The sequence below is a fragment of the Pseudomonas sp. UYEF17 genome (assembly GCF_040546125.1).
GTDB lineage: Bacteria > Pseudomonadota > Gammaproteobacteria > Pseudomonadales > Pseudomonadaceae > Aquipseudomonas > Aquipseudomonas putida_Z.
Window position 1 is genome coordinate 185,110 of record NZ_JBEPNE010000008.1, and the last position, 21,043, is coordinate 206,152.

The 21,043-nt window shown below is 66.0% G+C and carries 16 protein-coding genes and 1 pseudogene; 8 read left to right on the top strand and 9 right to left on the bottom strand.

Translation table 11 applies throughout. The annotated features are described in order from the left end of the window. Positions 1-51 precede the first annotated feature (51 nt). The 4 genes and pseudogenes from ABIB24_RS15150 to ABIB24_RS26870 form a co-directional block, all read right to left on the bottom strand. Entirely contained in the window at positions 52-900 is an 849-nt protein-coding gene (locus tag ABIB24_RS15150; protein ID WP_137163736.1) for an ABC transporter permease, read from the bottom strand. Further along, positions 897-1,913 carry an ABC transporter substrate-binding protein gene (locus ABIB24_RS15155; protein ID WP_354316826.1) on the bottom strand — a complete coding sequence of 339 codons (1,017 nt, stop codon included), beginning with the start codon at positions 1,911-1,913 and terminating at the stop codon, positions 897-899. The genes ABIB24_RS15150 and ABIB24_RS15155 overlap by 4 nt, the downstream gene beginning before the upstream one ends. A 105-nt stretch (positions 1,914-2,018) precedes the next feature. After that, entirely contained in the window at positions 2,019-2,774 is a 756-nt protein-coding gene (locus ABIB24_RS26865; protein ID WP_370290277.1) for a methyl-accepting chemotaxis protein, read from the bottom strand. A gap of 102 nt (positions 2,775-2,876) precedes the next feature. Then, positions 2,877-4,163 (bottom strand): annotated as a pseudogene (locus ABIB24_RS26870) (methyl-accepting chemotaxis protein); the annotation flags it as partial. 512 nt (positions 4,164-4,675) lie between these two features. On the opposite strand from ABIB24_RS26870, the gene ABIB24_RS15165 reads away from it, so the two are divergent. Then, the gene (locus ABIB24_RS15165) at positions 4,676-5,995 is read left to right on the top strand and encodes a Na+/H+ antiporter family protein (protein WP_025338869.1); all 1,320 of its coding nucleotides are present in this window, start codon (positions 4,676-4,678) and stop codon (positions 5,993-5,995) included. A gap of 10 nt (positions 5,996-6,005) precedes the next feature. On the opposite strand, the gene ABIB24_RS15170 is transcribed toward ABIB24_RS15165, so the two are convergent. The 3 genes from ABIB24_RS15170 to ABIB24_RS15180 form a co-directional block, all read right to left on the bottom strand. Next, positions 6,006-7,013, bottom strand: coding sequence for a FecR family protein (locus ABIB24_RS15170; RefSeq protein ID WP_274078800.1), 1,008 nt, complete (start codon positions 7,011-7,013; stop codon positions 6,006-6,008). Between the two features lie 289 nt (positions 7,014-7,302). Continuing rightward, entirely contained in the window at positions 7,303-9,072 is a 1,770-nt protein-coding gene (locus tag ABIB24_RS15175) for an acyl-CoA dehydrogenase C-terminal domain-containing protein (protein ID WP_354316827.1), read from the bottom strand. A gap of 135 nt (positions 9,073-9,207) precedes the next feature. After that, positions 9,208-10,830: an acyl-CoA synthetase gene (locus ABIB24_RS15180; protein WP_274078802.1), complete on the bottom strand. Its 1,623-nt coding sequence runs from the start codon at positions 10,828-10,830 to the stop codon at positions 9,208-9,210. Positions 10,831-11,025: 195 nt separating this feature from the next. On the opposite strand from ABIB24_RS15180, the gene ABIB24_RS15185 reads away from it, so the two are divergent. The 5 genes from ABIB24_RS15185 to ABIB24_RS15205 all read left to right on the top strand — a co-directional run bounded on the left by ABIB24_RS15185 (position 11,026) and on the right by ABIB24_RS15205 (position 16,548). Further along, positions 11,026-12,432 (top strand): sensor histidine kinase, encoded by a 1,407-nt coding sequence (locus ABIB24_RS15185; protein ID WP_137163740.1) that lies wholly within the window; start codon positions 11,026-11,028, stop codon positions 12,430-12,432. A gap of 6 nt (positions 12,433-12,438) precedes the next feature. Further along, positions 12,439-13,074, top strand: coding sequence for a response regulator transcription factor (locus ABIB24_RS15190; RefSeq protein ID WP_038408108.1), 636 nt, complete (start codon positions 12,439-12,441; stop codon positions 13,072-13,074). A gap of 244 nt (positions 13,075-13,318) precedes the next feature. Beyond that, entirely contained in the window at positions 13,319-13,792 is a 474-nt protein-coding gene (locus ABIB24_RS15195) for a MarR family winged helix-turn-helix transcriptional regulator (protein WP_025338875.1), read from the top strand. Between the two features lie 30 nt (positions 13,793-13,822). Beyond that, a complete protein-coding gene (locus ABIB24_RS15200) occupies positions 13,823-15,016 on the top strand; it encodes an HlyD family secretion protein (protein ID WP_137163741.1) in 1,194 nt (397 codons plus the stop codon). Beyond that, positions 15,013-16,548, top strand: coding sequence for a DHA2 family efflux MFS transporter permease subunit (locus ABIB24_RS15205; protein WP_025338877.1), 1,536 nt, complete (start codon positions 15,013-15,015; stop codon positions 16,546-16,548). The genes ABIB24_RS15200 and ABIB24_RS15205 overlap by 4 nt, the downstream gene beginning before the upstream one ends. A 47-nt stretch (positions 16,549-16,595) precedes the next feature. Here ABIB24_RS15205 and ABIB24_RS15210 read toward each other — a convergent pair whose 3' ends face one another. Together ABIB24_RS15210 and rsxC are read right to left on the bottom strand one after the other, a co-directional pair. Further along, positions 16,596-17,546, bottom strand: a complete 951-nt coding sequence (locus tag ABIB24_RS15210) for an RnfABCDGE type electron transport complex subunit D (protein WP_354316829.1) — start codon at positions 17,544-17,546, stop codon at positions 16,596-16,598. Beyond that, positions 17,543-18,943: an electron transport complex subunit RsxC gene (gene rsxC / locus ABIB24_RS15215; protein WP_354316830.1), complete on the bottom strand. Its 1,401-nt coding sequence runs from the start codon at positions 18,941-18,943 to the stop codon at positions 17,543-17,545. The genes ABIB24_RS15210 and rsxC overlap by 4 nt, the downstream gene beginning before the upstream one ends. A 251-nt stretch (positions 18,944-19,194) precedes the next feature. Between rsxC and ABIB24_RS15220 the strand changes: the two genes are divergently transcribed. Together ABIB24_RS15220 and ABIB24_RS15225 are read left to right on the top strand one after the other, a co-directional pair. Continuing rightward, positions 19,195-20,211: an FAD:protein FMN transferase gene (locus tag ABIB24_RS15220; protein ID WP_137163744.1), complete on the top strand. Its 1,017-nt coding sequence runs from the start codon at positions 19,195-19,197 to the stop codon at positions 20,209-20,211. Positions 20,212-20,287: 76 nt separating this feature from the next. Continuing rightward, on the top strand, positions 20,288-21,034 hold the full coding sequence (locus ABIB24_RS15225) for an SDR family oxidoreductase (RefSeq protein ID WP_061305325.1): 747 nt from the start codon (positions 20,288-20,290) through the stop codon (positions 21,032-21,034). Positions 21,035-21,043: the final 9 nt, after the last annotated feature.

The following is a 21,043-nucleotide window of genomic DNA, read 5'->3' on the forward strand; positions in this document are numbered from 1 at the left end:
ACCCTGTGGGAGCTGGCTTGCCGGCGATAGGGCCGGGGCAGGCAGCACTGCTCAACGCCCACCACGCCCATAAGCCTGGCTGATCCGGTCGATCACCATGGCAAGGGCGACGATCGCCAGCCCGGCCTCGACGCCTTGGCCGACATTCAGGGTCTGGATCCCCGACAGCACATCCTCGCCCAGCCCGCGGGCGCCAATCATCGAAGCCACCACCACCATCGACAGGGCCATCATCACCGACTGGTTGAGCCCGGCCATGATGCTCGGCAGCGCCAGCGGCAGGGCGATGCGCCGCAACCGCTGCCAGCGGCTGGCACCCAGGCCATGGGCGGCTTGCAGCAGCGAAGGGTCGATCTGGCTCAGGCCCAGTTCGGTCAGCCGCACCAGCGGTGGCAGGGCATAGATCAGCGTGGCGAACACGGCGGGCACCTTGCCCAGGCCGAACAGCATCAGCACCGGGATCAGGTAAACAAAGGCCGGCAAGGTCTGCATCACATCCAGTACCGGTAACAGCAACCGCTTCGCCAGCGGCCGGGCAGCCAGCAGGATGCCCAGCGGCACGCCCACCAGCACGCAGAGGCCGGTACTGACCAGCACCAACGCCATGGTCTGCAGCAGTTTGTCCCACAACCCGAGCATGCCGATCAGGGCCAGCAGCGCCACCAGTACCGCGCTGCGCAGTACGCTGCGGCTGGCATGCCAGGCCAGCAGGCCGATCAGCAACAGCAGCAGCCACCACGGCAGCAGGCGCAGCAGGGTTTCCAGGCCGACCAGCAGTTGCAGCAACTGGTCCGAGACGCTGCGCAGGTGATCGCCGTAATGCAGCACCAGCCAGTCGACCAGCCGGTTGACGCTGTCGGCAAAGGAGAATCGCAGGGCTTCGGGGAAGCCGCCGCTCACAGGCTGCCCTCGACCTTGCTGGCAATGTCCGCAGGCAACCAGGCTTTCCACACCTCGCGGTTATCGCGCAGGAAGGTGAGGGCAGCGTCGCGGGGCGGCGTGCGCTTTTCGCTCATGTCGGCCAGTGCCTTGTTCAGACGGTCGATGGGCAGGTCGACCCGCTCGAACACCCTCACCAGCTCCGGGTAGCCCTCGCGAAAGGCCTTGGATACGCCAATCGACAACTTGGCCGGCAGCGAGCTGCTGCCCTTGGGCTCGGGGTTGCCGGCATCAGTCAGGGTGGCCCAGGCCTGGGCATCGAACGGCGGCTCTTGCAGGCGTATGAGTTTGTAACGCCCCATCAAAGGGGTCGGGTTCCAGTAGTAGAACAGCACCGGCTGGCCACGGCGGATGGCCGAGCCGATTTCGGCATCCATTGCAGCCCCGGAGCCACTGCGGAAGTTGGTATAGAGATCATTCAGCCCGTAGGCCTTGAGTTTCTGGCTGTTGACGGTTTCGGATGTCCAGCCGCTGGGGCTATTCAGAAAACGCCCTTTGTCGGGTGACTCGGGGTCGCGGAACACCTGCGGGTAACGCTTCAGGTCCTCGACGCTGCGCAATTCCGGCGCCACGGGGTTCAGCTTGCGTGCCGCATCGCCTTCGATCACGTAGGCCGGCACCCACCAGCCTTCTTCGGCGTTCTTGACCGTGTCGCCCAAGGCGAACACCTGGCCGGCCTGTTCTGCCTTGACCCAGGCCGGACTGCGCCCGGCCCATTCCTCGGCGATTACCTGCAGGTCGTTGCGCGCCAGGGCCACTTCCATGCTGACGGTGCTGCCGGGCAGGGTGTCGGTGGTGTAGCCGTAGCCACGCTCCACGATCAGCCGCAGGATCTCGGTGGTGAGGGCACCGCTTTCCCAGCCGATGGCACCAAAGCGAATGGGCGTGGTGCGTTCTGCCGAGGCGGCGCTGTCGGTGCTGGCCAGGCCTACGGCGAGCAACAGGCCGGCCAGCAACGTCGGAATCTTTTTCATGGGGCCTCTTGGAGTGGCGCTACTGAGTTGCCGCAAGTGTAGACGACCGGCTCCAGGCCCGGCAGGAAGGCCGCTGCACGCGATTGGCAGCGGCCTGCAGGCGGCTCAGACGCGGAACTGGTCCATCAGCGCCTGTTGCTGGTTGGCCAGGCTGTTCAGCGACTGGCTTACGCGCGCCGACTCGTTGGCCTGCCCCGACAGCGATTCGGTGACATCACGGATGGTTGCCACGTTGCTGTTGATCTCCTCGGCCACTGCGCTCTGCTCCTCGGCGGCCGAGGCGATCTGCAGGTTCATGTCGGTGATCACCGTCACTGCCTGGCCGATGCGCTGCAGCGCGGTGACGGCCTGGCCAACCTGCTGCACGCCGCCCTGGGCCTGGCGGTGGCTGTTGTCCATGGCACCGACCACTTCGCGGGTGCCGTTCTGCAAAGCCTCGATCACCTGGCGGGTTTCTTCCACCGATTCCTGGGTACGCTGGGCCAGGTTGCGCACCTCGTCCGCGACCACGGCAAAGCCACGGCCGGCTTCACCGGCACGGGCCGCCTCGATGGCGGCATTGAGCGCCAGCAGGTTGGTCTGCTCGGCGATCGAGCGGATCACTTCCAGCACCGAACCGATCTTCTCGCTGTTCTGCGCCAGGCCCTCCACCTCGGCCATGGCGTTGCTCATGTCGGCGGCCAGGGCATCGATGCTGTGGGTGGTGCGGTCGATCACCGCCAGGCCTTCACGGGTCGCCTGGTCGGCGTCGCGGGCGGCCTGCGCGGCCTGGGCGGCGCTGCGGGCGACGTCCTGGGCGGTGGCACTCATCTCGTGCGAGGCAGTGGCCACCTGGTCGACCTGGCGGTACTGCTGCTCCATGCCGGCGCTGGTCTGGGTGGCAATTGCCGAAGACTGGTCGGCGGTGCCACGGGCGGCCTGCACCGAGCGTTTGACCTCGGCGATGGTCGGCTGCAGCTTGTCGAGGAAGCGGTTGAACCAGCCGGCCAGTTCGCCCAGTTCGTCCTGCTTCTGGTAGGTCAGGCGGCGGGTCAGGTCACCTTCGCCGCTGGCGATGTCCTTGAGCATGCTTGCCACGCCGAGGATCGGCCGGGTAACGCCGCGGGCCATCAGCCACACCATCAGCAGGCCGGCAATCGCCGCCGCCAGGCCCAGGCCAAGTTCCAGCAGGGTGCCGCTGGTGTTCAGCGCGTCCAGTTCCTGTTTCAGCGCTTCGGCCGGCCCGGTCAGGGCGTTTTCCGGCACATCCAGCAGCACGCCCCAGGGCTGGGCATCCGGAATCGGCCGGAACGCGGCCAGCACTTTCAGGCGCTGCTGGTCGTGCACGATGGTCATCTTGCCGTCGGCCAGCTTGCGCACCAGTTCGGCACCCTTGGCGGTGTCGACCTGGTCGAAGCGCTGGGCCAGCTTGCTGGCGTCGGCGCTGTAGCCGGCCAGCAGGCCGACCGGGCTGAGGATGCCGACCGTGGTGCGGCCTTCGTACAGGCTGCGGCTGGCCTCCTGGCTCAGGGCTTGCAGGCTGTTGAGGTTGATGTCGATGGACAGGGTGGCGATCACCTTGCCGTCGACTGCCAGCGGGAAGACGATGCTGGTCATCAGCACCTGCTGGCCATCGATGTCGTAGAAGTAGGGCTCCACCACGCACACCTTGCCGGATGTGCGCGGGCACACCCACCAGGTATTGGCTGGCTGGCCGCTGGGGCCGATCTCGGTGTTGGCCATGTCATGCTCGGGCAGGGCCATGGCCGTCAACTGGCCGACACGCGGCTGCGACCAGTACAGGGCGAAGCGCCCGGTTTCGTTGCTGCCCAGATCCGCCTTGCCGGCGAACAGGCTGTCCTTGTTGTCCAGGGCGTTGGGCTCGAACACCAGCGACAGGCCGAGCAGCTCAGGGTTGGCTTGCAGGGCGGCGCGCACCTGGCGGGTCATGTCCTCGCGCAGGTCGAAGGCATCGAGAAAGCGCTTTTCCGCCTGCTCGCGCAGGAACAGCACCTGGCGGGCGAAACCGGCGCCGTACTGGTAGGCGTCCATGAACTGGCGGCGGATGTTCAGCGCCTGCACCTCGCCCTGCGACTCGATGCGCGACTGCGCCGACTCGGTCAGCATCTGCATGCTGCTGGCCTTGACCAGGTCCGAGCTGTGGTCCATGCGGTACAGCGACAGGCCGACGAGCAGGGTGACGATGCCGGCCAGGCAGAGACCGGCGAGCAGGGTGATCTTCCACTGGATGGAAAGTTGTCGCAAAGGCATGGGGTGGGTCCCTTTTTTTGGGCAGTAAGGGTTATGGCTTTGGGGCTGGGCGGGGTTGAGAGGTGCCTGGCTGGGGATGTGTGTCGCCTGTGAGATCGAGCGCCGCCCGCGCGGCGCTTCGCAGCACAAGGCTGCTCCTACATCTGTTTCGGGCCAGTAAAGCCTGCGCCAGCGCGCGCGACCGCCTTGTTTGTCCGACACGGTATCGAGGTGGACGCCAAGGGCCCGCGCGCCCCTACCTCAGGAATAACTGGCCCGAAACAGATGTAGGAGCAGCCTTGTGCTGCGAAGCGCCGCGCGGGCGGCGCTCGATCTCACAGGCGACAGAAATCTCCAGCCAGGCATCTCCCAGCCTTCCCACCATATCGGCCCATCCCATTTTTTCTTTATTCAAACATTCAATTTAAATTTCAGCCCTCCGTGTAATCCGCCGCAACATGGCGCTTTTGACATCTGCTGCCCACTGCTTCAGAGTGCGCGCTTTTTTTCTGTCGCAATGAGGTAAGCCAACCATGAATGCAGTGATCGCCGCGGTCGGCATCATGCTGATACTCAGCCTGTCCCGCGTGCACGTGGTCATCGCCCTGATCATCGGGGCCCTGGCCGGTGGGCTGGTAGGCGGCCTGGGTATCGAGGGTACGCTCAAGGCCTTCAACGGCGGGCTCGGCGGCGGGGCCACGGTGGCCCTGTCCTATGCACTGCTGGGCGCCTTTGCCGTGGCCATCGCCAAGTCCGGCCTGGCCCATGCCCTGGCCGACCGCGCCCTGGCCATGATCGACCGCCAGGGCCATGCCAATGGCGGCAAGGTCAAATGGTTGCTGGTCGGCCTGATGCTGGTGGTGGCGGTGTCGTCGCAGAACATCCTGCCTATCCACATCGCCTTCATCCCCTTGCTGGTGCCGCCGCTGCTGTACGTGCTGACCCGCCTGCGCATCGACCGCCGGCTGATCGCCTGCGTGATCACCTTCGGCCTGATCACCCCGTACATGTTCCTGCCGGTGGGCTTTGGCAACATCTTCCTCAACGAAATCCTGCTGGCCAACGTTGCCCGCGCGGGTGTCGACGTGAGTGGCGTGAATGTCACCCACGCCATGGCCATCCCGGCAGCCGGCATGCTGGCTGGCCTGTTGCTGGCGGTATTCATCAGTTACCGCAAGAAGCGTGACTACGACCTGGCGCGCATCGAGCAGGTGGAGCAGGTGAGCGTGCAGTACAACCCGCTGACCCTGCTGGTGGCCGGGCTGGCGATTGCCTCGGCGTTCATCGTCCAGTTGTGGCTGGACTCGATGATCATCGGCGCCATGGTCGGCTTCCTGATCTTCTCGCTGTCGGGCATCGTGCGCTGGAAGGACACTGACGACCTGTTCACCGAAGGCATGAAGATGATGGCCATGATCGGCTTCATCATGATTGCCGCCTCGGGCTTTGCCGACGTGATGAAGGCCACCGGTGAGGTAAAGAGCCTGGTGGAAACCTCGGCGCAGTGGATCGACCACAGCAAGGGCGTCGGTGCCTTGCTGATGCTGCTGGTGGGCCTGCTGGTGACCATGGGCATCGGCTCGTCGTTCTCCACCGTGCCGATCCTGGCCGCGATCTTCGTGCCGCTGTGCGTGCAGCTGGGCTTCGACCCGCTGGCCACCGTGTGCATCGTTGGTACCGCCGGTGCCCTGGGCGACGCCGGCTCGCCTGCCTCGGACTCGACCCTGGGCCCGACCTCGGGGTTGAACGTGGATGGCCAGCACCACCATATCTGGGACACCGTGGTGCCCACTTTCATCCACTACAACCTGCCACTGCTGGCGTTCGGCTGGTTGGCGGCGATGACGCTGTAGGGGGAGGGCGTCAGCCCTTGTCGGGCGGCGGCGAGATGCGGTTGAGCACGGTGCTGCCGTCCTTGCTGCGGGTCAGGTAGACCGGCAGCACCTTGGGCAGGTTGTTGACCAGGCGCCCCACCTCACGGGTGTTGTAGATGCCGCTGATGCGGATGCGGCCGGTGCTGGCGTCGGCCAGCAACAGCGGTGCGTCGAGGTAGCGGTTGATAATCGGCAGGGCCTGTTCCAGGCTCAGGTTGTCGAGCACCAGCTTGCCGTCGCGCCAGGCCAGGCTGTTGCCGTAGTCGTCGCTCTGCTCCAGTTGCGGCTCGAAGTCGCCCTTGTGATAGCTGGCCTGCATCCCCGGGCCCAGGCGGTAGCCACCGGCGCTGCCGTCGCTGGATACCAGTACCGAACCTTCCACCAGGGTGACTTTGACCTGGTCCTGGTACTTCCACACGTTGAACTGGGTGCCGGTGACGCGGGTCTGGCCGCGACCGGCATGCACGATGAACGGGTGGCTGCTGTCGTGCTGCACCTTGAAGAACGCCTCGCCACGCTTGAGCGTGACCTGGCGCTGGTCCTTGTAGTTGAGGTAGGTGAGCTCGGTGTTGAGGTTGAGCTGCACCGTGCTGCCGTCGCTCAGCTGCACGGTCTGCATGTGCGCGCCGGCTTCGAAGTGCTGGTAGTGGTTGGGCAGCCAGCCTTGCTCCCAGCCCACCCAGCCGGCCAGCGGCAGCACCGCCAGGGCGATTGCGGCAGCGGATGCCAGCGGCCGCCAGTTGCGCGGGCGCGCGGCCTGTTGCACGGGCGGGTTGAAGTCGATGACGGTGGCATTGCGCGGCAGCAGGTCGGCGGTTTGCCAGATTTCCAGCATCGCCTGGTATTCCTCGGCATGCCGCGGGTCGGCCGCCAGCCAGCGGGCGAACGCCTCGCGCTCGCCCGCCGTGCAATCTTCGGCGTGCAGGCGCATGCACCAGTGCGCGGCGGCGTCGGTGATGGCATCGTCTGGGCTGGGATTGAGGCGGTCGTGGTTCATTGCGGCTCCGGGTTTTGCGCATTCTACCCTTGCTGGAGGGCTCCCGAGAACCGAGGTAATGGCGAATGACTATCAGTTGTGCCGGTTTTCGTCGGATTGGTGATGGTTTTCCAGCGTTTGAGAACCCTTCGCGCAGGTAAATTCAGGCTGAAATCGTTGGGGCTGCTGCGCAGCCCTTTCGCGACACAAGGCCGCTCCCACAGGTACAGCGCTGCCCGATGGGTTGGTGCGATACCTGTGGGAGCGGCCTTGTGTCGCGAAAGGGGCGCATAGCGCCCCCAGCGGCTCATCAGAACTGCGCCGCCTCCAAACCATAAAGGCTGCCACTACCCGCCCGGATACTGGCCTCAAGCCCCAACCCGCGCGGCAAGACCCGCTGGAAGAAGAATTCCGCACACGCAAGCTTGGCCCCATGAAACGCGGCATCCTCGTCACGCCTGGCCAACGCCACCGCCGCCATCCGCGCCCACATGTAGGCATACGCAGTCAGCCCGAACAGCTGCAAATATTCCACCGCCACCGCGCTGACCAGGTTGGCATCCTCGCCGGCCCGCCCCCGCAGCCAGGCGCTGGTGGCCTCCAGCCGCGCCAGGCTCGCTTGCAGGGCTTCACGGTGCAGCGGCGCATCCACGCTGAAGGCCCGCACCTCGGCGGCAAAGCTGGCCAGCGCCTGGCCACCGTCGGCCAGCACCTTGCGCCCGAGCAGGTCGAGGGCCTGGATGCCGTTGGTGCCTTCATAGATCTGCGCGATGCGCACGTCGCGCACCCGCTGCTCCTGGCCCCATTCGCGGATATAGCCATGGCCGCCATACACCTGCTGGCCGAGCACGCAGCTTTCCAGGCCGTTGTCGGTGAAGAACGCCTTGGCCACCGGTGTCAGCAGCGCCACCAGGCGCTGCGCATGCTCGCGCTCGCCGGCGTCTTCGGCGTAGCGCGCCAGGTCCAGCTGCTGGCCGACGTAGGCGGCAAACGCCCGCCCACCTTCGGTGAGGGTGCGCATGGTCAGCAGCATGCGCCGCACATCGCCGTGGTGGATGATCGGGTCGGCAGCCTTGTCCTGTGCCTGCGGGCCGCTGGCGGCGCGGCTTTGCAGGCGCTCGTTGGCGTAGCGGGCGGCGCTCTGGTAGGACGCCTCGGCACAGCCGATGCCCTGGATGCCGATGGACAGGCGCTCGTAGTTCATCATGGTGAACATCGCCGCCAGGCCCTTGTTCGGTTCGCCCACCAGGTAGCCGACGGCACCATCGAAGTTCATCACGCAGGTGGCCGAGGCCTTGATGCCCATCTTGTGTTCGATCGAGCCGCAATGGGCGGCGTTGCGCGCCCCCAGGCGGCCATCGGCCTCGACCAGGTACTTGGGCACCAGGAACAGCGAGATGCCCTTGGCGCCGGTGGGTGCATCCGGCAGCTTGGCCAGCACCAGGTGGACGATATTCTCCGTCAGGTCCTGTTCGCCGCCGGTAATGAAGATCTTGCTGCCGCTGATGCGATAGCTGCCGTCGGCCTGGGGCTCGGCGCGGCTGCGGATCAGCCCCAGGTCGGTGCCGGCATGGGGTTCGGTGAGGCACATGGTGCCGGCCCAGCGGCCTTCGTACAGGGGCGGCAGGTAGGTGGCCTTGAGCGTTTCGCTGGCATGGGCATCGATCGCCAGGCAGCTGCCGGCGCTCAACGCCGAATACAGGCTGAAGCTGCAATCGGCGGCGTAGAGCATTTCTTCGAACAGCACACCGAGCATTTTCGGCATGCCCATGCCGCCGTGCTCGGGGTTGCCGCCCAGGCCGACCCAACCGCCTTCGCGGTAGGTGTGCCAGGCCTCGCGGAAGCCGTCAGGGGTAGTGACTTCGCCTGCGGCAAAGCGCACGCCTTGCTCGTCACCGTTGCGGCTGAGCGGGGCAATCAGCTGGCCGGTGACCTTGGCTGCTTCCTCGAGGATGGCATCGGCGGTATCGGCGTCGATGCGCTCGGCCAGGGCAGGCAGGCGGGCCCACAGGGCCGGGGCGTTGAACACATCATGCAGGACGAAGCGCATGTCGCGCAGGGGGGCTGAGTAGGTGGTCATCGGTAGCTCTTGAAAAGTGGGAAATCTGGGCTGGCCTCTTCGCGGGTAAACCCGCTCCCACAGGGATCGCGCCAAACCTGAGCACATTGCTGTACCTGTGGGAGCGGGTTTACCCGCGAAGAGGCCGCTACGGGTTCAGAGGGCTTTGGCCCGGTCGCGCAGCACGTACTTCTGGATCTTGCCGGTGGAGGTCTTGGGCAGTTCGCCGAACACCACGGTCTTCGGCACCTTGAACCCGGCCAGGTGCTCGCGGCACCAGCTGGTGATGTCGGCTTCGCGGGTGTCTTCGCGGCCCGGCTTGAGGGCAACGAAGGCGCACGGGGTCTCCCCCCATTTTTCATCCGGGCGCGCTACCACCGCGGCTTCCAGTACCGCCGGGTGCTTGTACAGGGCGTCCTCGACCTCGATGGTGGAGATGTTCTCGCCACCGGAAATGATGATGTCCTTGAGCCGGTCCTTGATCTCGACATAGCCGTCGGCGTGCCACACGGCCAGGTCACCGGTGTGGAACCAGCCGCCACGGAAGGCTTCGACGGTGGCCTCGGGGTTCTTCAGGTAGCCCTTCATCACCGTGTTGCCACGCATGAAGATCTCGCCCAGGGTGTTGCCGTCGCGCGGTACCGGCTCGAGGGTTTGCGGGTCGGCGACCATCAGGCCGTCGAGGGTCGGGTAGCGCACGCCCTGGCGAGACTTGATCCGTGCGCGCTCTTCCAGCGACAGTTCATCCCATTCGTCATGCCAGGCACACACGGTCACCGGGCCGTAGACTTCGGTCAGGCCGTAGGTGTGGGTGACCTGGATGCCCATCTCTTCCACGGCGCCGATGACCTTGGCGGGTGGCGCGGCGCCGGCGACCATGGCCTGCACCGGGTGCTCGATGGCCGCCTTGGCCGCCTCGGGCATGTTGACCAGGGCGTTGAGCACAATCGGCGCGCCGCACAGGTGGCTGACCCGGTGCTCGCGGATCAGGGTCAGGATCTTCTGCGGGTCGACCCGGCGCAGGAACACATGGGTGCCGGCCAGTGCGGTGATGGTCCACGGGTAGCACCAGCCGTTGCAGTGGAACATCGGCAGGGTCCACAGGTACACCGGGCGATGGCCCATGCCCCAGACCATCTGGTTGCCCAGGGCGTTCAGGTAAGCGCCACGGTGGTGGTAGACCACGCCCTTGGGGTTGCCGGTGGTGCCGGAGGTGTAGTTGAGCGAGATCGCCTGCCACTCGTCATCGGGCCATTCCCAGGCAAAGTCCGGGTCGCCTTCGGCGAGGAACGCCTCATAATCCAGTTCGCTGACCGCACGGCCTTCGCCGTACTCCGGGTCATCCACATCCACCACCAATGGCGGGTGCTCGAGCAAGGCCAGGGCCGCCTCGATGACGCTGTGGAACTCGCGGTCGGTGATCAGCACCTTGGCCTCGCCATGCTGCAGCATGAAGGCGATGGCCTCGGCGTCCAGGCGTACGTTCAGGGTATTGAGCACGGCGCCGGTCATGGGCACGCCAAAATGGGCTTCGAGCATGGCCGGAATGTTGGGCAACATCACCGCCACGGTGTCGCCACGGCCGATACCCCGGCCCACCAGGGCGCTGGCCAGGCGTCGGCAGCGTTGGTAGGTCTGCTGCCAGTTGCGGCGGATGGCACCGTGGATCACCGCCGGGTAGTTGCCGTATACGGCAGCGGTGCGTTCGATGAAACTCAGCGGGGTGAGGGCGACATGGTTGACGGCAGCGGGCATCAGGCCCTGGGCATAGATCGACATGCGGTAATCCTGTAGGGGAGGCAGGCACAACCTGTGCGCTTGACCCCCGGTGGCTGATTGTTAGCTCTGTTCAGGGTGCAGGGAGGCGGACGGTGGGCCGCTCCCCCTTGTCGCAGTTTTACGCGAGTCGCTATGGTATTAGGAATATCGACTATAGCAATATAGTAAAACTACTATAACAACGAGCCGCCTACCGTGGACAACACTGCCTATCCCTTGCTCGCCAAGGACCCGCAACCCAGCCTGATGCTGGCCGGCGACGCCAGGCCGCTGGCACTCAACCCGGCGCTGCAGGCCTGGGTCGATGAGGGCCCGGCACTGGCCAGCTGGCTGCCGGGCAACTGCGCCGCCCTGGTGCGCGCCTGCCTGCGCCAGCGCCGGGCAATCGCCGATGTCGAGGTGCAGGTCGGTGAACGCATCGTGCTGTGGAGCTTCATCCCTGACGACCAGGGCCAGCAGGTGCTGGCGCGTTGCCGCGATGCCAGCGACGAGCGCCATGGCGCACGCGAGGCCAGCCGCGCCCGGCGCCTGTACCGGCTGATCATCGAGAACACCACCGACCTGATCTCCCGGCACAGCCCCGACGGCCGTTTCCTCGATGCCTCGCCGGCGGCATTCCGCCTGCTTGGCCTGTGGCCCGAGCAACTGCGCGGCATGGCCGTGCATACCTTGCTGCACCCGCGCGAGCGCCGCCAGGTGCTGCGCCAGGCCGCCGCCGCCCTGGACCAGGACGGCTACCACACCATGACCTGCCGGGTGCGCCAGGCCGCAGGCGGCTACCGCTGGTTCGAAATCGCCAGCCGGGCCATTCGCGAAACCTACACCGGCGCGGTGGTGGAGGTGGTCAGCGTGTCCCGCGACATCACCCTGCGCATCGAAGCCCAGGAAAGCCTGGCGCACAGCGCCCGGTTGGCCACCTTGGGCGAGCTGGCTTCGGGCATTGCCCACGAGATCAACCAGCCGTTGGCCGCAGTGGTCAACTATGCCAATGCCAGCCAGCGCTACTTGCAGGGCCTGGAGCGCGACCCGCAGGCCCGCGAGCGGGTGGCGCAGGGCCTGCAACGCATCAGCGAACAGGCCACCCATGCCGCTGAAGTGATCCGCCGCCTGCGCGCCTTCCTGCGCAAAGGGCCGCGCCGCCTGCAGGCGCTGGACGTGGCCGAGGTGGCCGGCGAAGCCATGCGCCTGTGTGCCTGGGAAGCCGCGCGTGACCAGGTGGTGGTCGAGTTGCGCATGAGCGCGCAGTTGCCCTTGGTGTATGCCGACCGGGTACTGCTGGAGCAGGTGCTGTTGAACCTGCTGCGCAACGCCATCGATGCCAACCGCGAGCAGCATGGCGAGCGGCCGTCACGTATCCTGCTGGGCGCCGCGCGCGATGGCGATGGCGTGCTGGTCGAGGTGGCCGACCAGGGCCCGGGTGTGGCGCCCGAGCGCCTGGATGAAATCTTCACGCCGTTCACCACCAGCAAGGCCGACGGCCTGGGCCTTGGCCTGAGCATGAGCCGCAGCCTGATCGAGGGCTTTGGCGGCAGCCTGTGGGCGCGTGCCGGTGACAATGGCGGTCTGGTACTGTGCTGCCGCCTGGCGGTCAGCAGGGGATAAGGGGAGATGGCGGTGCAAGCGAAAGTGTATGTGGTCGATGATGACCAGGGTATGCGCGACTCGACGGTGTGGCTGCTGCAGTCGGTGGGCTTGCAGGCCTTGCCGTTCGCCGGCGGGCAGGCGTTTCTCGACGCCTGCGTCGACGATGGGCCGGCCTGTGTGCTGCTGGATGTGCGCATGCCTGGGCTGGGCGGGTTGGCGGTGCAGCAGGCGATGCGGGAGCGTGGCCTGGGGTTACCGGTGATCTTTGTCAGCGGCCATGCCGATGTGCCGATCGTGGTGCGGGCATTCAAGGCCGGCGCCTGCGACTTCATCGAGAAGCCCTACAACGACCAGTTGCTGCTCGACAGCGTACAGGCCGCGCTGGAGAACGCCGGGCGGGCACGCCAGGACGACCAGGCGCTGGCCCGGGTGCAAGCGCGTATCGACGGCCTGACCCCGCGCGAGCGTGACGTGTTCGTGCCGTTGGCCCAAGGGTTGAGCAACCGCGAGATTGCCGAGCGGCTGGGCGTCAGCGTGAAGACGGTGGACCTGTACCGGGGGCGGGTGATGAAGCGGTTGCAGGCCGATAGCCTGGCGGAGTTGGTGGGCATGGCCATTGCCTGCGGGGCGGTGGAGGCACTGGGCCTGCGAACACCGTAGCAGGCCTTGACGCATGGCCTGTAGGAGCGGCCTTGCGTCGCGATGGGTCGCGAAGCGGCCCCAGGTTTTGTGCCCCAGCAGAAATTGCCGGGGCCGCTTTGCGGCCCATCGCGACACAAGGCCGCTCCTACAGGGGCAGCGCAAGGGGCAGAAATCATGAAATTTTCCATAGCAACCTAATCAAAGCTTTGACATTCACTGCCTAGGCAGTAATATTTTTACACAATTGCCCGAGCAGCCTCCGATGGCCCATTTCTCCCCCGAAAACTTCCAGACCTGCGCCATCGGCATGCTGCTTGGCCGCGCGGCGATCCTCAAGGACCGCATTCTCGACTGGCACCTCGAATCCGAAGGCGTCACCGCCGCGCAGTTCAAGGTGCTGATCATCGTCACCCAGTACCAGGTGGACACCCCGGCCGAGCTGTGCCGCTACCTGGGCCTGGACAGCGGGTCGATGACCCGCATGCTCGACCGCCTCGAGCAGAAGGAGCTGATCGTACGCAACCGCTGCGCCGACGACCGCCGCCAGGTGCGCCTGGCCCTTACCGCCGATGGCCAGCGCCTGGCTGACCGCCTGCCGGAAATCGGCGCGGCGGCCATGAACGAGTTGTGCGGGGCGCTGGCAGCCGAAGAGCTCGAGACCCTGGAAGGCCTGCTGGCCAAGGTCCTGCTCGCTGCCGGCGACCCGTTGACGATCCGCCGCTTCGGCGATCGTTGAACCCTGTCACGAATTATCCAAGGTATTGTCATGGCCACTCCCGCAGACACCCCGACTCCCTCCGCCGCGCCCGAACCGTCGCGCAAGCGCAAGGCCTGGCTGCTTGGCCTGGTGTTGCTGCTGATCCTTGCCGGCGTCGGTGCCTGGGCCTGGTACAGCCTGGTCGGGCGCTGGCACGAAAGCACCGACGATGCCTACGTCAACGGCAACGTGGTAGAGATCACCCCGCTGGTCACCGGCACCGTCACCAGCATCGGTGCCGATGACGGCGACCTGGTTCACGCCGGCCAGGTATTGCTGCAATTCGACCCGGCCGACAGCCAGGTGGCCTTGCAGTCCGCCGAAGCCAGGCTGGCGCGCAGCGTGCGCCAGGTGCGCGGGTTGTACAGCAACGTCGACGCGCTCAAGGCGCAGCTGGAAACCCGCCAGGCCGAGCTGCGCAAGGCCCGGCAGGACTTCAACCGGCGCAAGGTGCTGGCCGACAGCGGTGCGATTGCCGCGGAAGAATTGTCCCATGCCCGCGATGACCTGAGCGTGGCCGAGGCCGCCGTCAACAGTGCGCGCCAACAGCTCAGCACCAGCAGCGCGCTGGTCGACGACACCGTGGTGTCCTCGCACCCCGAGGTGATGGCCGCCGCCGCCGACCTGCGCCAGGCCTACCTCGACCATGCCCGCACCACCCTGGTGGCACCGGTCACCGGCTACGTCGCCAAGCGTACCGTGCAGCTGGGCCAGCGCCTGCAACCGGGCACCGCGACCATGGCGGTGATCCCGCTGGACCAGGTGTGGATCGACGCCAACTTCAAGGAAACCCAGCTGCGCGACATGCGTATCGGCCAGCCGGTGCAGATCAGCGCCGACCTGTACGGCAGCGAGGTCAGGTACAGCGGCACGGTCGACAGCCTTGGCGCCGGCACCGGCAGCGCCTTCGCCCTGTTGCCGGCGCAGAATGCCACCGGTAACTGGATCAAGATCGTCCAGCGCGTGCCGGTACGCATCCACCTCAGCCCCGACCAGCTCAAGGACCACCCGCTGCGCATCGGCCTGTCCACCGTGGTCGAGGTAGACCTGCACGACCAGAGCGGCCCGGCCTTGGCCCAGCAGCCACCGCAGCAGGCCAGCTACACCACCCAGGTGTATGACCGCCAGTTGGTCGAAGCCGACAACCTGATCGCCCGGCTGATCCACGAAAACAGCGCAACCGGCAAGACGGCCCAGCGATGAGCAACAACGCTGCTGCCCAGTTCACGCCACCGAGCCTGCTGCTGACCACCATCGGCCTGTCGCTGGCGACGTTCATGCAGGTGCTCGACACCACCATCGCCAACGTGGCCTTGCCGACCATTTCCGGCAACCTGGGGGTGAGCTACGAGCAGGGCACCTGGGTCATCACTTCGTTCGCGGTGAGCAACGCCATCGCCTTGCCGCTGACCGGCTGGCTCAGCCGGCGGTTTGGCGAGGTGAAGCTGTTCATCTGGGCCACGCTGCTGTTCGTGCTGGCCTCGTTCCTGTGCGGTATCGCCCAGTCGATGCCGGAACTGGTCGGTTTTCGCGTGTTGCAGGGCGTGGTGGCCGGGCCGTTGTACCCGATGACCCAGACCTTGCTGATCGCCGTCTATCCGCCGGCCAAGCGCGGCATGGCCCTGGCGCTGCTGGCGATGGTCACGGTGGTGGCGCCGATTGCCGGGCCGATTCTCGGGGGCTGGATCACCGACAGCTACAGCTGGCCGTGGATCTTTTTCATCAACGTGCCCATCGGCCTGTTCGCCGCCGCCGTGGTGCGCCAGCAGATGCGCACCCGGCCGGTGGTCACCAGCCGCCAGCCGATGGACTACATCGGCCTGCTGACGCTGGTCATCGGCGTTGGCGCGTTGCAGGTGGTGCTGGACAAAGGCAATGACCTGGACTGGTTCGAGTCGTCGTTCATCATTGTCGGCAGCCTGATCTCGCTGGTGTTCCTGGCGGTGTTCGTGATCTGGGAACTGACCGACCGTCACCCGGTGGTCAACCTGCGCCTGTTCGCGCACCGCAACTTCCGCGTCGGCACCATCGTGCTGGTAGGGGGCTATGCCGGGTTCTTCGGCATCAACCTGATCCTGCCGCAGTGGCTGCAGACGCAGATGGGCTATACCGCTACCTGGGCCGGCCTGGCGGTGGCGCCGATCGGCCTGTTGCCGGTGCTCATGTCGCCGTTCGTGGGCAAGTACGCGCACCGCTTCGACCTGCGTGTGCTGGCCGGGCTGGCGTTCCTGGCGATCGGCAGCAGCTGCTACATGCGTGCCGGGTTCACCAGCGAGGTGGACTTCCAGCATGTGGCGCTGGTGCAGCTGTTCATGGGCATTGGCGTGGCGCTGTTCTTCATGCCGACCTTGAGCATCCTGCTGTCCGACCTGCCACCGCAGCAGATTGCCGATGGCTCGGGCCTGGCGACTTTCCTGCGTACCTTGGGCGGCAGTTTCGCGGCGTCGCTGACCACCTGGATCTGGATTCGCCGGGCGGACCAGCACCATGCCTACCTGAGCGAGCACATCAGCCAGTTCGACCCGGCCACGCGGCATACCCTGGAGCAGTTGGGCGGGGCCAGCCCGCAAAGCTATGCGCAGCTGGAGCAGATACTCAACGGGCAGGCGTACATGATGTCGACGGTGGACTACTTCACCCTGATGACCTGGGTGTTTGCCGGGTTGATCCTGCTGGTGTGGTTCGCCAAACCGCCCTTTACCGCCAAGGCGGGGCCGGCGTCGGCAGGGCATTGAGCCGGGCCAGAACAGGGCCCAGGCTCTTGCCCTTGCCAAATGCCATGTCAGGCACTCGCTGCTGCGTACCAGGGCCGCTGCATGCGCAGCACCAACCGGTCGATTTGCGGCACCAGCAGGTTGCCGGCCAGCACGGCGAAGCAGAGGCCATCGGCATACAGCCCGAATTCGCGAATCAGTTCGGTCAACGTGCCGATGGTCACGCCGAAGAGGATGCGACCGGCGCGGGTATTGGGGCTGGTGACCGGATCGGTGGCGATGAAGAAGGCGGTGAAGAGGTAGCCGCCGAGGCTGAGGTTGTACACGGCTTCCTGCAGGCTGTGGCCGGCGGCCATGCACAGCAATACCGTGCTCGCGAGCATCGCCAGCGGAATCTCGATGCGGATCACCCGCAGCGAAGCCAGCAGCAAACCGCCGGCAATGTAGCCGAACCCCGACAGATTGTGGGTGACATGGGTGAAGTCGTTCTGCGCCAGTTGCGTGGCGCCGGCGAACGCATCGAGATCCAGGCGCGGCACCAACTGTAGCTGTTGCAGCAGAACCGCCTTGGCGTCCAGGGCTGCGGTCCAGGGGGCATGGTTCGATGGCGCGGGGTACAACTGCTGGTAGAAGCAGATGGCAACCACCCCCAGGCCAACCATGGCAGGGTTGAGGCGGTTGCGACCAAGGCCTCCACTGGCGTGCTTGCACAGTGCCAGAGCGGCAAAGCTGGCCAGGGCGATCATCCACAACGGCACCATCAGCGGCAATGCCCGAGCCAGTATCAGGCCCAGCACCAGCCAGCTGAGGTCGCTCAAACCCTTGCGTACGTCATGCCCACGCAGGCGCAGCAGGGCGGCTTCGAAGCCCAGGGCGAACAGCACGCACCAGAAGGCCTGCAACCAGACCACGACGCCGAATTGCCAGGCATACAGGACGGTGCCCGGCAGCAGGCACAGGACGACCAGCAGCATCACCGTGCGCAGTCGTTGCGGGATGGGGTGGCGTATCAGGCTCATGCGCGGACCTCCGTCTTGCTCTGGCGGAAGCGTTCGCGCAGCGGGATATTGCTTGGGCAGATGCTGCTGCAGCTGCCGCATTCGATGCAGGCGTCCAGGCGCAGCTCCTGCAGGCTGGCCTTGTCCAGGCGTTCGGCGGCAGCGTAGAGGTCCAGCGGCCGTAGCGACATCGGGCAGACATCCACGCAGCGCGTGCAGCGAATGCAACTGCTGGCGGGGCGAGCAGCCGGCAGGTAGCGCTCGGCGCCGAATATCAGGCAACTGCTGGTCTTGCTGACGAAGGCGTTGGCGTTCGGTAGCGGCTGCCCCATCATCGGGCCGCCGACCTGGGTCAGCTGCCCAGTGGGGGACGCGCCAGCAATCGCGCGCAGTTCGCTGACCGGGTAACCCACCGGCACCCGCACATTGCCCGGGCGCTCGCAGTCACCGGTGAGTGTCAGCACGCGGCTGGTCAGTGGTTCGCCCTGGAAGACGGCCCGGCCCAGTGCGTAGAGGGTTGCGACATTCAGCGCCAGCACGCCGATATCGGCGGGGCGGCTCCCCGGGGCCAGGTTGCGGCCACTGAGGCTCTTGATCATCAACGGCTGCCCACCTGCCGGGTAACGCTCCGGAAGTGGACAAATCTCGACCCGGGTGCGCGCCTGGCGAGCGGCGGCACGTAACGTGGCCATCGCCTCCGGCTTGTTGGTTTCGATGCCGAAACGGGTGGTCGTTATTCCCAGCAGCGCGGCGACATAGTCGGCGGCCTCGATCAACGCTTCGGCATTCTCACGCATGAGGCGGTCATCGCAGGTAAGGAAGGGCTCGCATTCGGCACCGTTGATCAGCAGCAGATCGGGCTGCTGTGCGCCGGCCAGCTTGAGGGCAGTCGGGAAACCCGCACCACCAAGGCCGACTATGCCCATTTGCAATGCGCGCTCGACCAGCGCCTCTGGCGTTTGCGGCAGGCTCGGCGCCGGGCGCTCGAGCCACTCATCCAGGCCATCTGCGTTCAGGATGACGGCCATGACCGGCTCGGCCGAGTCGGCCGCGAAGACGTGATCGATCCGGTCCACGATGCCGGAGGTACTGGCATGCACCCAGGCGGTGGTGTTGTCGCCAATACCGATCACTTCGCCCTTGCGCACATGCTGCCCCGGCTGCACGCAAGGCTGGACAAACCGCCGACCCCGCCCGAGCGGGATCGCCAGCTGGATTTTTCCGATTGCGACGGGGGCAACAGGGTTGGCGTTGGACAGTTCCTTGTATCCCCTGAGCTCGATCCCTCCATGCCAACTACGCTGAGAGGATGAGGCGATGGCCAGCAGACGGCGCCAGAAAGTTTTCTGTTGCGGCTGACGCTGGGCGCGGATGCGGCTCTGCAGGCGTTCGACGCTCTGCAACGAATGGCTAGACATTTACTGTCCTCCAATTTTTGGGCAAAGAACGCCCCTGTGCGCTTATGCACATGGTTGTTTTATTGCTTCCGGGACGTTAAGCGGAAAGGGAGGGGGGATGATTGATCACCCGCGCAGATCAGAGTGCTCAATGAGGATTTTGTTCGGTTTTTGACCAGGTTTGCTGATGAACGGTAGGCCAATTGCCATCTCGCAATTCTGGTGAAATAGCCTGCGCCGCGAACGGGCGGCCAGAGTCGGCGAGGTGTCGAATGATGCGCGCAAGCCTGCTGGTGATGCTGGTGACGTTGCTGTATGGCTGCGGCGAAAGGATCGAACGCTTTGGCGGGCCGACCATGGGCAGCACGTATTCGATCCAGTACGTACCCACCGCGCAGGCGCCCGGCGCGCAGCAGGTAAAGGCCGAAGTCGAGAGGATTCTCGAGGCGCTCGACAAGCAGTTTTCCAACTGGCGCGGCGATTCCGTGGTTGCCCGTTTCAACGCTCTGCCGGCCGGCGCCTGTCAGGCGGTGCCGGAAGAGATGCAGCACTTGCTGGTGTACGGTGTGTCCCTGTTCCGCGAGAGTGGCGGGGCTTTCGACCTGACGGTCCTGCCATTGATGAACCTCTGGGGCTTCGGCCCGCAGTCACGCGGCAGGCAGGTGCCGGACGCCAGCGCACTGGCGCGAGAGCAGGCACGGGTAGGCCTGCAGCACTTGCACCTGGATGGAGAAAAGCTGTGCAAGGATGTGGCAGCGCAGCTGGATTTCGACAGCATGCTCGCCGGTTATGCAGTGGACCGGGTGGGTGACAGGCTTGCGGCCCTGGGTATCCAGGCCTATCTGGTCGAGATCACCGGTGAACTCAAGGGCGTCGGCCGCAAGCCGGATGGCTCGCCCTGGCGCATCGCCCTCGAGGTACCGAGTGGCGGGAGCGAGCAGCAAGTGGAGCGCGCCATCGCCCTGGATGGCTACGGCGTTGCCACCGCCGGCGATTATCGCAACTATTTCGAGGAAGGTGGCCAGCGCTACTCGCACACCTTCGACCCCCGTGTCGGCAGGCCGGTCAAGCACGCGCTGGCGGCAGTGTCGGTGGTCGACCCTTCGGTGCTGCGTGCCGATGCCCTCGATACATTGTTGATGGTGCTCGGCCCGGAGGAAGGCTATGCCTTCGCCGAGCGGCATGAAATAGCTGCCTACTTCATCATGCACCAGGGGCTGGGTTTCGTTGCGCGGGCGACGCCGCGATTCGAGACGTTGTTTCCCCAGCAGGGCACGCCCAGGCAGTAGCAGCAGGAAAGGTCATTCCCACGCGCAGCCTTTTCCCCTATTGTCGATGCTCCCTTTCCAAACGATTGGCAGACCCATGGAGAAAGTCATCGTCATCACCGGTGCCAGCCGCGGCATCGGCGCCGCCACGGCGCTGCTGGCCGCCCGCCAGGGCTACCGCATCTGCATCAACTACCACGCCGACGACCAGGCCGCCGAGGACATCCTCGGCCAGGTCCGCGCCCTGGGCGCCAAGGCCATCACCGTGCGCGCCGACGCCAGTGTCGAGGATGAGGTCATCCAGCTGTTCCAGCGCGTGGACGAAGAACTCGGCCCGGTCACCGCGCTGGTCAACAACGCAGGCACCATCGGCCAGCAAAGCCGGGTCGAGGACATGTCCGAGTTCCGCCTGCTCAAGGTCATGAAGACCAACGTCGTCGGCCCCATGCTCTGCGCCAAGCACGCACTGAAGCGCATGGCACGCCGGTACGGCGGGCCGGGCGGGGCCATCGTCAACGTGTCGTCGGTGGCCGCACGCCTGGGCTCGCCCAACGAATACGTGGACTATGCCGCTTCCAAGGGCGCCCTCGACACCTTCACCATTGGCCTGGCAAAGGAAGTGGCAGGCGAGGGCGTGCGGGTCAATGGTGTGCGGCCAGGCTACATCCATACCGGGTTCCACGCGCTGTCGGGCGACCCCGACCGGGTCAGCAAGCTCGAGCCCGGCTTGCCCATGGGCCGCGGCGGGCGCCCCGAGGAAGTGGCCGAGGCCATCCTCTGGCTGCTCTCGGACAAAGCCTCGTACTCCACCGGCAGCTTCATCGACCTGGGCGGCGGGCGCTGAGCGCGCCGG